At 54.1% G+C, this 13,423-nt stretch carries 13 protein-coding genes; 3 read left to right on the top strand and 10 right to left on the bottom strand.

Annotated elements, in window-relative coordinates; translation table 11 throughout:
• Positions 1–51 precede the first annotated feature (51 nt).
• The 7 genes from ACJJIS_RS05635 to ACJJIS_RS05605 form a co-directional block, all read right to left on the bottom strand.
• Positions 52–444 (bottom strand): MerR family transcriptional regulator, encoded by a 393-nt coding sequence (locus tag ACJJIS_RS05635; protein WP_444893197.1) that lies wholly within the window; start codon positions 442–444, stop codon positions 52–54.
• 24 nt (positions 445–468) lie between these two features.
• Positions 469–927, bottom strand: coding sequence for a hypothetical protein (locus ACJJIS_RS05630; protein WP_444911243.1), 459 nt, complete (start codon positions 925–927; stop codon positions 469–471).
• Between the two features lie 33 nt (positions 928–960).
• A complete protein-coding gene (locus tag ACJJIS_RS05625; protein WP_444907658.1) occupies positions 961–1,587 on the bottom strand; it encodes a LysE family translocator in 627 nt (208 codons plus the stop codon).
• Positions 1,588–1,595: 8 nt separating this feature from the next.
• A complete protein-coding gene (locus ACJJIS_RS05620) occupies positions 1,596–2,507 on the bottom strand; it encodes a DMT family transporter (protein ID WP_475709668.1) in 912 nt (303 codons plus the stop codon).
• A gap of 79 nt (positions 2,508–2,586) precedes the next feature.
• Complete coding sequence (recJ, locus tag ACJJIS_RS05615) at positions 2,587–4,314, bottom strand: single-stranded-DNA-specific exonuclease RecJ (protein WP_445358740.1); 1,728 nt, start codon at positions 4,312–4,314, stop codon at positions 2,587–2,589.
• 60 nt (positions 4,315–4,374) lie between these two features.
• Positions 4,375–5,775: a threonine synthase gene (gene thrC / locus ACJJIS_RS05610; RefSeq protein WP_445358741.1), complete on the bottom strand. Its 1,401-nt coding sequence runs from the start codon at positions 5,773–5,775 to the stop codon at positions 4,375–4,377.
• 86 nt (positions 5,776–5,861) lie between these two features.
• Positions 5,862–7,184 (bottom strand): homoserine dehydrogenase, encoded by a 1,323-nt coding sequence (locus ACJJIS_RS05605; RefSeq protein ID WP_475710335.1) that lies wholly within the window; start codon positions 7,182–7,184, stop codon positions 5,862–5,864.
• 404 nt (positions 7,185–7,588) lie between these two features.
• On the opposite strand from ACJJIS_RS05605, the gene ACJJIS_RS05600 reads away from it, so the two are divergent.
• The 3 genes from ACJJIS_RS05600 to aspA all read left to right on the top strand — a co-directional run bounded on the left by ACJJIS_RS05600 (position 7,589) and on the right by aspA (position 11,096).
• Positions 7,589–8,602 carry an asparaginase gene (locus ACJJIS_RS05600; protein ID WP_475709667.1) on the top strand — a complete coding sequence of 338 codons (1,014 nt, stop codon included), beginning with the start codon at positions 7,589–7,591 and terminating at the stop codon, positions 8,600–8,602.
• A 105-nt stretch (positions 8,603–8,707) separates the two neighbouring features.
• Positions 8,708–9,523, top strand: a complete 816-nt coding sequence (locus ACJJIS_RS05595; RefSeq protein WP_475709666.1) for a helix-turn-helix domain-containing protein — start codon at positions 8,708–8,710, stop codon at positions 9,521–9,523.
• A gap of 106 nt (positions 9,524–9,629) precedes the next feature.
• Positions 9,630–11,096: an aspartate ammonia-lyase gene (aspA, locus tag ACJJIS_RS05590; protein ID WP_475709665.1), complete on the top strand. Its 1,467-nt coding sequence runs from the start codon at positions 9,630–9,632 to the stop codon at positions 11,094–11,096.
• A gap of 53 nt (positions 11,097–11,149) precedes the next feature.
• Here aspA and ACJJIS_RS05585 read toward each other — a convergent pair whose 3' ends face one another.
• The 3 genes from ACJJIS_RS05585 to trmD form a co-directional block, all read right to left on the bottom strand.
• Entirely contained in the window at positions 11,150–11,899 is a 750-nt protein-coding gene (locus ACJJIS_RS05585; protein ID WP_475709664.1) for a DsbC family protein, read from the bottom strand.
• A gap of 319 nt (positions 11,900–12,218) precedes the next feature.
• Positions 12,219–12,575, bottom strand: a complete 357-nt coding sequence (rplS, locus tag ACJJIS_RS05580; RefSeq protein WP_282934563.1) for a 50S ribosomal protein L19 — start codon at positions 12,573–12,575, stop codon at positions 12,219–12,221.
• 73 nt (positions 12,576–12,648) lie between these two features.
• Positions 12,649–13,413, bottom strand: a complete 765-nt coding sequence (gene trmD / locus ACJJIS_RS05575; RefSeq protein ID WP_475709663.1) for a tRNA (guanosine(37)-N1)-methyltransferase TrmD — start codon at positions 13,411–13,413, stop codon at positions 12,649–12,651.
• Between the last annotated feature and the right edge of the window lie 10 nt (positions 13,414–13,423).

Raw genomic sequence — 13,423 nt, 5'->3', positions numbered from 1 at the left:
CGCGGGGGCCCTTCCAGTCAGATAGAGGCTGATATGGCGGCAAATCCTCTACTAGGCGGTCTGTCCCGAGAGCTTTTCCAGAATTGCGCAGTCTGGGGACTCATTGCCGGCGCAGCTATCGGCAAAGGCCCGCAAGGTTGCGCGCATCCCCAGCAGAGTCTGCAACTGCTCTTCGAGCTGCCCGAGCTTGTGATTGACCAGGTCTTTGGTCTCGCGGCTGTGGCGCTCCGGGTTATCCCGCAACCCCAGTAGCGCCCGGACCTCCTCAGTGGTAAAGCCACAGGCCCGCGCGCGGCGCACGAAGCAGAGGGTTTCGACATCGGCAGTGGAGTAATCCCGATAGCCATTAGCAGAGCGGCCGGGCACCACCAGGCCAATATTTTCGTAGTGCCGCAGGGCTTTTGCACTGAGGCCCGAATTCTCTGCGGCCTGGGAAATGTTCACGATTACCCCACTTAAGGTTTCAATTCAGGCACTGTTGTCCCGACAGGCAGCAAACTGATACTGCACTTTCTCGGCGGGGCTATATCCCAGCTCAATTGAGGCATCCAGGGCATCCATACCGATCAGGTGCATCAGGATATCTCCTGTGGGTGCGCCACATACGGCGGGGAACATCCTGTCGGTGCGGACTCCACAGCGGGACTCCTGCACCTTCACCCCATTGTCACTCAACTTGGCCTGACTCTGCTGAAGGGTCATGCCACCCCCTTCGCACTGCTTGCTGCCACTACCGCGGTAAATCCACACCATATCCCCTGGCCTCATAGTCGCTGCGGGAGGTGTGGGTGCGACTTCGGGTTCCGCCGCGCCGGGTGTGTTCTCAACCTCGTTCTCCATCGCTTTCTCCTCCCTCGACTGGCCGCAAGCCGCCACCGAGATAATCAGGGCCCATACCCATAAGAATGACAACCGTTTTTTCAGCACAGAACATCCTCCATAAAGCGATAAATAGCCGTGTCAGGATAACGCCAACCAGGCTCCCACCGATAGCATCAAAGTACCAGAAATCCGATTAACCAAACGCACATTTTCAGACCGCTCCAACAATCGACTCAGGGCCTGGCCGCCACTGGCATAAATCAGCAGGCACAACGCCTCCAAAAGCAGCAATATCGCCAGCAAGACTGAGAGCTGCGGTACCAGGGGTTTGGTATCGTTAATAAATGGCGGTAATAACGCAATAAAAAACGCCCAGCCCTTGGGGTTAGCCACAGCTGTAACAAAACCCTGTAGTGCCAGCGCTCTTCGCGACGGTCGGCTAGCGTCGACCGTATCACCCTGATCCATAAGAGCCAGCTGCCCTCGGGAGCGCCACATCTGCACGCCTATCCAGGCCAAATAGGCGGCCCCGCAGTATTTGAATAGCTGAAATAAAGTCGGATACTGAACCATCAATACCGCAGCACCAAGTGCAGAGGTAATCGCCACCGACGCAACACCGATCAACTCTCCCACCATCATCCACAGAGTCTGGCGCACGCCCAGGGTAATTCCCAGACTCAGTGATAGCATCATGCAGAGCCCCGGTGTGACCGAGGCAAAGAAGCTTGCGGGAACAAAGAGTGCCAGTGTCGATAATTCCATTGATATTCCTAGTGGTGAGTACCGCTGTGGTTGCCGTAATGACTGACCAGCATCCCCGCCAGCATCAAACCACAACCAATTAACTCCGTGGTATTGAGCATTTCATTGAGGAATAGCCAGCCCGCCGCCAGGGCAAAAACTGCCTCCAAGCTCATAATTACGGTAGCGTGAGAAGGCGCGGCGTAGCGTTGGGCCAAGAGCTGGAAAGTAAACGCCAGTGCCGTGGAGAAAATCATCATATAGGCGATAGGCCAAGCCGCATCGATCGCCGATTGCAGTGTCGCCTCTTCGGTAAATAGCGAAGCTACGGCGGACAAAAGGCCACACACCAGGAACTGGATACAGGCGAGTCGCAAAGCGTCGTAGCGTTTTACCAATCGATCCGCCGTCAACACCTGGATGGCAAAAACAAAGGCACTGGCAAATACCATTAAGTCGCCCACCAGCTGGGATTCTTCACTGAAGTCCGCCAACCAATAGAGACCGAGCAAAGCGAGACCAATTCCCATCCAGGTCCAGCGATTGGTTTTATGCCCCAGGGACAAACCGATTACAGGCACCAGCAGTAAATAAAAACCGGTAATAAATCCAGCGCGGCCGGCAGTGGTATACAGCAGGCTCACCTGTTGCAGTGCCGCGCCTAGAAACAGCCAAAAACCCAACAGTGCGCCACCGGGCAGGCAGGCCCGCCAGGTGTGATTCACCGATTGCCCTTCGGCTTCACCGGGCTGGGCATCGCGACGGGAGGACAACCAGTAAACGATGGGGATCAGGATTAAACCGCCGAGAATAAAACGCCATGCGTTAAATGCCAGCGGCTCAATATCCGCCATGGCAATCTTTTGTGGCACAAAGGCAACGCCCCAGAAGAGAGCGGCTAATAACAGTAGGACTTCGGCCTGGACTTGTTTACGTTTCACTACTTTTTACTTCCAAACAACTTGGGAGCTGTTGCAAAAAACTCCGTGTTTTTCCCAACAGCCAAATACAAAGTGCGCCCTATACCGCTTCTAACAGGCTCACCATTAATTGCAGGGATTCCCGCCCGCGAAATTCATTAACATCGAGCTTAAAAGCCAAGCGCACTCTTTCCGTGGGCTGCGGCCACTGCTCGGTGTCCACATTAAAAGCAATAGCATCCAGCGCCAGTTGCGGCGCCTGGGGCGGCGCCACCACCATTTTTAAATGGCGCTCGCCGACGATGCGCTGTTGCAGCAACAGGAATTCACCGTCGAATACCGGCTCTGGAAACGCCTGTCCCCAGGGCGCACAAGCGCGCAACATGGCTGCCGTGTGCAAAGTGTAATCCCCAGATTCCAACTCACCGTCAGAGTCGATAACCGCGTGCAGCTGGTTTTCATTCAGGCGGTTGCGCACCACCTGCTCAAAAGCCTTGCGGAAAGCCTCCAGGTTTTCCTGGGGTAAGCTCAGCCCCGCCGCCATGGCGTGGCCACCGAACTTGCTGATCAGGTCCGGGTGAGAGGCGGCTACGTCACTCAGGGCATCGCGAATATGCAGCCCGGGAATCGAACGCGCAGAGCCCTTCACCAGGCCGTTATCACCCTCAGCAAATGCGATCACCGGGCGGTGGAATTTCTCTTTGATGCGGCTGGCCAAAATACCCACCACACCTTGATGCCAGTTGGCATCGTACAGACACAAACTCCAGGGAATTTCGCCCTCCAGGCGCAACTCATCCAGGGCCGCCATTGCCTCCCGCTGCATCCCCTGCTCGATCGCTTTGCGATCCCGGTTCAGGGCGTCCAGCTCGCCGGCCAGCTCCCGCGCTTCACTGGGATCGCGGGTGAGCAGGCAGCGGATACCGGTGCCGATATCGTCGAGACGACCAGCCGCATTAATTCGCGGCCCCAAAATAAAACCAATATCTGTGGTAGAGAGCCTGCGCTGGTCGCGCCCGGCAACCTCCATCAGGGCGGCAATACCGGGCCGGCAGCGGCCGGCGCGGATACGGGCGATGCCCTGGTGAACCAGAATCCGGTTGTTGTGATCCAGCGGGACCAGGTCGGCCACAGTACCCAAGGCGACCAAATCCAGGTATTCGGCCATATTGGGCGGGGCAATACCGCTCTGCTCAAACCACCCACTCTGCTGTAGGGCCGTGCGCAAACGGCTGAGCAGATAAAAGATCACCCCCACCCCAGCGAGGTTCTTGCTGGGAAAGTCACAGTCCGGCTGGTTCGGGTTTACGATGGCATCCGCCTGCGGCAGCTCACTGCCGGGCAGGTGGTGATCCGTCACAATCACTTTCATACCAGCAGCTTTTGCCGCTGCCACGCCCTCGATACTGCTGATACCGTTATCTACGGTGATCAGCAGATCGGGCTGATAACCTTTGGCTACCTCGACAATTTCTGGAGTCAGCCCGTAGCCGAAGTCAAAGCGGTTCGGCACCAGGTACTCCACCCCCGGCGCGCCCATTGCACCCAGGGCCAACACCCCCAAGGTGCTGCTGGTGGCTCCATCCGCATCGAAATCCCCCACGATAAGGATTTTCTTTTGCCCGTGGATAGCATCCACCAGCAAGGCAACGGCAGCCTCCAGCCCTCGCATACTCTGCGGGCTCTGTAATTGAGAGAGACTGTGATCCAGCGCTTCTTCGCTGACAATTCCCCGCCCCAACAGGACACGCTGCAATATTTTTGGTGTTTCAGAAGCAAAACGGCCAGTAGACAAATCCACTGGCCGCCGCTGAATTTTTGTACTCAATGTATTTCTCAGCAAACAAATAGCTAATCGGTTGCCGCTTATTACACGACAGCGTGCCGATTAACTGCCTTCTGACAGCATCGTCGCCATATAGTCGTGTACTTGGGACAAGTTATTGGGCAATACCTTGAAGCGCTCCTCCCGCTGCCAGAGATCCTGCATATGAGTCGGCAGGGGAATCTCTTTTTCTGGCAGGGCCTGGGCCACGGCATCGGGGAATTTTGCCGGGTGTGCGGTAGATAAGCAAACCATGGGCTGTTCGGTGGAGTGACGTACCTGTCGTGCGGCTTCAACCCCGATAGCTGTATGCGGATCGAGCAGATATTCGCAGGAGCTGAAGGTCTCGCCAATCACTTCAACCGTGCGCTTATCATCCACCCGGCTGGAGGAGAAAACTTCCCTCGCTTTGCCCAGGGCCGATTCACTCAAATGCATGGGCTGGCTGCGATCCGCGAGCAATTCAGCAACCGTCGCACCATCGCGACCGTAGAGATCAAACAGCAATCGCTCAAAGTTGCTCGACACCATAATATCCATACTGGGAGACAAGCTGTGCACCAGTGGTTTGGGAGTGTGGTCATTGCCGCTGATGCAACGATGCAGAATATCGTTGGCATTGGTCGCAATTACCAGTTGGTCGATAGGCAATCCCATCTGCCTCGCCAGATAACCGGCAAAAATATCGCCAAAATTACCGGTGGGCACGGAGAAGTTAACGGTTTTATCCGGCGCCCCCAGGCGCAGGGCGGCATAAAAGTAATAGACGATCTGCGCCATAATCCGCGCCCAGTTAATGGAGTTAACCGCTACCAGGCGGCGTCCATCGGGCAGGAATGATTGATCGGCAAAACTCGCTTTCACCATATTCTGGCAATCGTCAAAATTACCTTCGAGAGCGATATTAAATACGTTGTCCGACTGCACTGTGGTCATCTGGCGTCGCTGGACTTCAGACACACGGTTATGGGGGTGCAGAATAAAAATATCGATATTGTCGCAGTGGCGGCAACCTTCGATCGCGGCCGAACCGGTATCCCCAGAAGTTGCCCCCATAACCACCACTCTCTCACCGCGCTTTTTCAGCAGGTGATCAAAGAGTTGACCGAGGAACTGCAAGGCAAAATCTTTGAATGCCAGGGTGGGCCCGTGAAACAACTCGAGCACCCACTCATTGGTGTCCGTCTGCACCAGCGGGGCAATAGCCTTGTGGCGGAAGTGCTTGTAGGAGCGTCCGATAATACCGCTCAGCTCTTCATCACTGAGATCATCCCCCACAAACGGCTGGATAATGCGAAAGGCCAGCTGCTCGTAATCGAGCCCCGCCATAGAGGCAATTTCCTCGCGAGAAAACTTCGGCAAAGTCTCGGGAACATAGAGGCCTCCATCGCTGGCAAGGCCTGTTAGTACAGTATCGGCGAAGGAGAGAGACGGCGCGCTGCCGCGTGTGCTGACAAATTTCACAGTATTTCTTGGCTCTTATCGCTGGCTGGGGAGTTTATTGATTGGGGCACCGAGCCCGGGGTTATGTCACTCGGCGCCCGCGAGGTTTATCCGAGGCTCTCGACACGAATCCTGACGACTTCACCTTCGACCGTTTCCAACGCCTCTATTTGTGCAACCGCTTGGCGGAGGCTGGCTTCATCGGCTCGGCTGGTCAAAATCACCACCGGGACAAGTGCCTCACCTTCAACCGGTTCGTGCTGGATCAGAGCCTCGATGCTGATGCCCTGATCACTGCAAATGGTGGCCACCTGAGACATAACACCGGGCTTGTCGTGGGCGGCGATACGCAGGTAATAACTGGTAATAACATCTTCTTCCGGCAGAACCTGGGTTCCCCCTTGATCCGCAAGAGCGACACCCGCTGCCGGCACTCTGTGCTCCGGCTTGGCCTCAAGAGTGCGGGCCACATCAACAAGATCGGCGATCACTGCCGATGCCGTAGCTTCATCGCCCGCACCAGCGCCGTAATACAGGGTTGGTCCCACAGCATCGCCGCTGACCAGCACCGCATTCATAACGCCGTTTACGTTGGCGATCAGGCGGCGCTGGGGGATTAAGGTCGGGTGCACCCGCAACTCCACGCCCTTGTCGGTGCGACGCGCAATCCCCAGATGCTTGATACGGTATCCCAGCTCATCGGCGTAGCGAATATCTTCACTACAGATCCGGCTGATGCCTTCGGTGTACACCTTGTCAAAAGCGAGCGGCATAGCAAATGCCAGGGAAGCCATAATCACAAGCTTGTGGGCAGCATCGATACCTTCCACATCAAAAGTGGGGTCCGCTTCCGCATATCCTAAAGCCTGGGCCTGGGCCAGTGCCTCATCGAAACTGCGCCCTTTCTCCCGCATCTCAGTGAGGATGTAATTGCCGGTGCCATTAATGATTCCGGCGAGCCACTGCACCTGGTTGCCCACCAATCCTTCGCGCAGGGACTTAATAATAGGAATACCGCCGGCTACTGCCGCCTCATAGGCAATGGTGACGTTGTGCTTTGTGGCCAGCTCAAACAGCTCGTTGCCGTGTTCGGCAATCAACGCCTTGTTGGCGGTGACAATATGCTTGCCATTTTCAATCGCTGTGCGCACCAGCTCCTTGGCTACCGTAGTACCACCGATAAGCTCCACCAAAATATCCACGTTGGGATTATTGGCGACATCGAAAATTTCCCGGGTAACGTTTATCTGGCTGGTATCACAGTGTGCGTTATCGCGGCGCGCACCTATTTGTTCAATGACCAGGGCGCGACCGCATCGGGCTGCAATTTCCCGCCCATTGCGCGCCAATACATTCACCGTTCCACTGCCGACAGTACCCAGGCCACAGATACCGATCCGCACGGCACGGGGTGCCTTTTTTACAACCACCTGAGCCTCCGCCTCCGCAGTCTCTTCCACTGTTGCGCTCACAATGTTCCTCCGCGCAACTATAGGGGCAGCGAACCAGACCGGGATCTACCCCCGATTACATAGAAAGTGCCACCACAGGAAGCCGCGCAATAAATGCAAATAAAATTGACAAAAGATCATCAACCTTACCGAGCGGAACGTAAAAAAGTCAATATAATTGCGCCATAAAGGCACCGCTTCCGGCTAGAGTAGAGTCGAAACTTCTGTCACCCAAAATCACCTCTTGAAACCAACAGCGTCCTCAGTAGATGCTATAGAAGCATCTACTAGCATCAGGTAACAGCAACCTGCGAAATTGCATCCACCGCGCCTTTGCACAAAATAGGGGCGTACTGAATCCGGACTCAGATAGTGGTCGAGTAATGAAGAAAACCCTAATCCTTTATACAGGCGGAACCCTGGGAATGCGCCGAAGCGAATCGGGCTATGTGCCTGACGCCGACCTGGAAGGCGCTCTGGGCCGCCTCTTACAAGATGTTATCGGCCAGCTTCCACAATACGATTTCCAAGCACTCGACCCACTGCTGGATAGCGCCAATATGCGACCAAAGGACTGGTATCACATTGCCAGCCTGATACGCGACAACTATAGCCAGTACTCAGGCTTTTTGGTGTTGCACGGCACCGACACCATGGCCTACACCGCCTCAGCACTGTCCTTTGCCCTACAAGGCATTGAAAAGCCCGTGGTCGTCACCGGTTCCCAGATTCCCTTGCGGGAGATGCGTAGCGACGCCTATAACAACTTAATTGCGGCGCTATTATTAAGCGGCTCCGACGATATCAGGGAGGTTTGCCTCTACTTCAACGGCAAGCTTCTACGCGGCAACCGTGCAGTGAAGGTCAGTTCTGGCTCACTGGATGCTTTTAGCAGCCCCAATTACCCCTGTCTCGGGGAAGTGGGTATCCAGGTCAATATCGACCACAACGCCCTGCTGGTGCCCACCGGTGAACCGCAGTTTCAGATTCCCACCAATGCCAATGGCGGAGTGATTTTACTGAAACTATTTCCCGGTATATCTCCCTCACTGATTGAGAAAATTTTAGAGAGCCGCACCAAGGGCCTGATTATTGAAACATACGGCACCGGCAATGCGCCGACTGACGACAGCGCATTTACCGAGCAGCTTGAGAAGGCCTCAAAGCTCGGCACTATTTGTGTAGCAGTGTCCCAGTGTTTGGAGCACCAGGTGGATCTGGGTAAATACGCTGCGGGCTCCGCACTGCTTGATGCCGGCGTTATAGGTGGTCTGGATATGACCAGCGAAGCCTGTTTTGTAAAGCTCAACCACCTGTTGGCAATGGGCCATTCCGATACGGAAATTAAAACCCTATTACAGCGCCCGCTGTGCGGTGAGTGCAATCACCCCAACTGATAAAAACTGAAACTATTGGCGAGGCTATATGGCTTCGCCTTTAAAAAGGGATCGAGTGATTAACAGGGATTGAAGGGATAACCTCTATCCAGAAGCAAAATACCGATGAGCAACGATTTTTCGCAAAACCTCCGCCTTCTGTGCAGCTTCTACCCATCCATAGCCGAGGTGTGCCGGCGAATTGGGGTGAACCGTGCCCAGTTCAATAAATATATCAACGGTAACACTCAACCCTCCCAGTATACCCTGGGAAAGATATGTCATTTTTTTGGCGTAGAGCCCCATGAAATCGTGATGCCCCACGAGCAATTCAGCCAAATTGTTCGCGTGCGCAGCGCACCCGTCTCCGACAGCCTCCCCGCCAGGCCCTACAATCGCGATATTGATATTCTGATGCGGGAGTCCCAGGGGCGGGCCGATAAATATTTAGGCTTCTATTTCGAGTACCACTACTCCATGACCTTCTCCGACCATATTATTCGCAGCCTGCTGCATATTGAGTCGGATGGTGATGGGTATTATTTTCAGCGCTTCGAACGAATGCGCTACCCAGACAGGGATGAGTGGTATAAATCCCGCTATAAAGGCATGCTGCTCTTTCTTGCCGATCGTATTTTTTTGGTTGGCTATGAATCACTGACTCACAATGAAATCGCACAAACTATTTTATACCCTACCTATAAAAGCCGAGTCAGCTATTTATCCGGATTAAAACTGGGAGCATCCGCCAGTGACAGGCGTGAGCCAGTCTGCACAAAAGTAGTTCTCGAATCTCTCGGTCGCAACATCAGCATTAAAAACGCACTGAAATTATGTGGTGTTTTTGGTCCTGAGTCCGAAGAGATAAACAAAAACATCCGCGAGAATATTCGCGCAACCTCTACAGAGGGGCCGCAGAGTTTCTTTGCGACACCACTCTAAAAATACTTCCCAATTCATTACTAAATTACCCCAACACGAGGCTTGCGGGAGGTGGAGATATTACCCCACCCCACACAGGCCCATACGATGAAGAGAAGAGAAACTGATGACCAACGATTTCCACACCCTCAAACCAATGCCGGTTTTTAGTGCAGGAGCAGAAACCCGCTTGGAAAAAGATCTATTGGGTGAGCGCGAAGTACCGGCAGATGTCTATTTTGGTATTCAAACTTTGCGCGCTTTGGAAAATTTCCAGATTACCGGAATTACCCTGAATCACTTCCCCAATCTGGTAAAAGCACTGGCGATGGTTAAAAAAGCTGCCTCCATCGCCAATGGACAGCTCGGCTACCTCGAACCCAAACTGCAAGATGCCATTGCCACCGCCTGTGACGAGATTATCGATGGCAAACTGCACGATCAATTTTTGGTAGATATGATTCAGGGCGGCGCCGGCACTTCTACCAATATGAATGCCAATGAGGTGATTGCCAACCGCGCGCTGGAATTACTCGGTCACAACAAAGCCGAGTACAAAAAAGTACACCCCAACAACCATGTAAACCTGTCGCAATCTACCAATGATGTTTATCCAACCTCGATAAACCTGGCCATTCTGCTCAGCTACAGCGACCTGGTTCAGTCCATGGAGAGCTTGTGCGTTGAGTTCGACAAGAAGGCCAAAGAGTTTGCCTCAGTAATTAAAATGGGGCGCACCCAGCTGCAAGATGCGGTACCTATGACCCTGGGCCAGGAGTTTGCCGCCTTCGCCGCCACTGTGCGCGAAGATGTCGACAGAGTTAAGGAGCTGGTCGCCCTATTCAAAGAGATCAATATGGGTGGTACCGCGATCGGCACCGGCATTAATACCGACCCGGAATATCGCCAGCTGGTTGTTAACGCGCTGTCAGAAATTTCCGGCATCGATTTTATCTGCGCAGAAAACCTGGTGGAAGCCACCTCCGACATGGGCGCCTTCGTAATGTTCTCCGGCGTCATGAAACGCATCGCCGTTAAGATCTCGAAAATTTGCAGCGATTTACGCCTGATTTCCAGCGGCCCTCGCGCTGGCCTCAATGAAATTAACCTGCCGCCGATGCAACCCGGCTCATCCATTATGCCCGGCAAGGTCAACCCGGTTATTCCCGAAGTGGTTAACCAGGTTGCCTACCAGGTGATCGGCAACGACCTCACGATTACCCTGGCTGCTGAATCCGGTCAGTTGCAGCTCAATGTAATGGAGCCAGTGATCGCCTTTAACCTGCTACAGTCCATGCGCCTGATGACCCAAGCCATGACCACGCTTGCGGATCGCTGTGTAAGCGGCATCACTGCCAACGAAGAGCACTGCCTGCAACTGGTTGAGAACAGCATCGGCCTGATTACTGCGGTAAACCCGTTTATTGGCTATGAAAATGCCACCCGCATCGCCAAGCAGGCACTAATTACCGGAGCCAGTGTGAAGCAGTTAATCCTTGATGAGGGGTTACTGAGTGAGGAGGAACTGAACGATATCCTCGCGCCGGAGAATATGACCCAGCCGAGAAAAGTAGAAATTAAAAACCCTGCTTAAAAACAAAAACCGGCAACCTCTCGGTTGCCGGTTTTTTTAGCTATCAGCCGGGCTTAGATTCCCAGCTCTTTAAGCAGGCGATCCGGTGGTAAGTAACCGGGAACAACCCGACCATCTTCCATCACGATAGTCGGCGTACCGCGCACATCGATAGCCTCGTTGCCCAACTTGTATTGAGCTGCCACCGGGTTTGTCTTACAGACATCCAAAGGCACGTTTTCACGGTTCTTAAGTGCAGTCAGCGTCTTGTTGCTATCTTCCGCACACCATGCAGTTGCCAGTTTGCGATATCCCAGGGAGTTAAGACCACCGCGCGGGAACGCCAGGTAGCGCACTTCGATACCGCGCTTGTTCAACTCGGGCACATCCTGGTGCAGCTTGCGGCAGTAACCGCAGTCCACATCGGTAAATACATAAACGCTTGCCTTGGTTTCACCTTTCGGGGAGAAGACAATCATATCGTCTGTATCAAGGGCGCCCATAACCGCAGCGCGGCGCGTCGCTCTACGCTGCTCGGAAAGGTTGGCAACACCGCCAGCCTTCACCTGGTAGAGATCGCCATAAACAAAGTGATTGCCATCAGCAGAGACGAACAGGGTCGTGTTGCCGTCATCGACATCCACTTCGTAAAGCCCTTCAATTGGACTCTCCCGTACCTCTCCATAGGTTGCTTTGGGATTACTCGCCTCAAGGCGTGTCTTGATGGTTTTAACAACGTTGGTATCGACTTCTGCCAACGCTGCAGAGCCCACCAGACTGAGTAGCGCGCCAGCGATTGCCAGCGGCTTCTTGATAAGCGTCATTACCAATTGCTCCTTAAATTCTCATTGGGCTTCGACTTAATCATCGGCCTTCAGTTCCAGCCAGTATGGCAGCTCTTTGCCGCTGCGAACCTAATTGGCACGTTTTAACATATCCAGTCACCTTGGACTACGCAAAACACCGCAAGACGTGAGCGCTTTAGCGAAATTGACTGTATCCCCGCGCCAGGGCAAGCCCGTGTCCATTTATGTCAGTTAAGGCAAGCAGACCCCATCTGGCACACCAAATAAGCTGCTCGTAACCCACATACAAAAAAGGCCGAAGCGTACGCTTCGGCCTTTTTCTGCGATCAAGGAGAGCTTAGTTGAGCTTCTCTTTGATACGTGCAGCTTTACCAGTCAGGCTGCGGAGGTAGTACAGCTTGGCCTGACGCACGTCACCGCGACGCTTAACCTTGAGGCTGTCAACCATCGGGCTGTGAGTCTGGAAAGTACGCTCAACGCCAACACCGTGGGAAATTTTACGCACGGTGAAGGAGGAGTTCAGACCACGGTTGCGCTTACCGATAACCACGCCTTCGAACGCCTGCAGACGCTCACGGTTGCCCTCTTTTACTTTTACCTGAACGATTACAGTGTCGCCCGGTGCGAAGGGAGGTACTTCGCTCTTCAGCTGTTCCTGCTCCAGCTGCTGGATAATTTTGTTAGTCATTTGGATCGCTCCCAAATACAGATTGTGTAGCTTCTCAGCTAGTTCACCGAACTACTCGCGCCTCCCGGCGAATTCGGCCTCAATTTTCTTCGAGCTTCTGTTCCCGCTGGATCTCATCCAACAACAACTTCTGCTCATCGCTCAGCTCCAACCCTTGCAATAAGTCCGGGCGTCGCTGTTGCGTGCGCGCCAATGCCTGTTTCAGGCGCCAGCGGCGTATTTTTTCATGGTTGCCAGAAAGCAAAACTTCCGGTACCGCTACTCCCCGATATTGTTCCGGTCGGGTGTAGTGTGGGCAGTCCAGCAGGCCAGAGGAGAAAGAGTCCTCAACCGCCGACTGGTTGTGTCCAAGTGCGCCGGGAATCAAGCGGGTAATAGCATCCACCATCACCATAGCAGCCAGTTCGCCACCGCTGAGGACATAGTCACCAATGGACCACTCCTCGTCGATCATAGATTCGACGATACGCTCATCCACACCTTCGTAGCGCCCCGCCAACAACACCAGGTTGCCAGCTGCAGACAGCTGCTCCACTCCACCCTGATCGAGCTGTCGACCCTGGGGAGACATGTAGATACTGCGTACAGATTCACCGTCTTCACCAGCCCAAGCTCGAGCAGCCTCGAGAGCCTGGTAAAGGGGCTCAGCTAACATCACCATTCCCGGTCCGCCGCCGTAAGGGCGATCGTCCACAGTCCGGTGCCTGTCACTGGTAAAGTCCCGAGGATTCCAACAGCGAACTTCTAAAAGGCCATCTTTCACAGCCCGTCCACTGACGCCATACTCGGTCAATGCGGCAAACATCTCCGGAAAAATGCTTACCAGAGCGATTCGTTTTGTCATCGCTCCTACG

This window comes from Microbulbifer maximicatervae (SeqCode) (assembly GCF_056231245.1).
The sequence above is the reverse complement of the archived record's forward strand: the minus strand, read 5'-3'. Positions and strand labels throughout refer to the sequence as shown.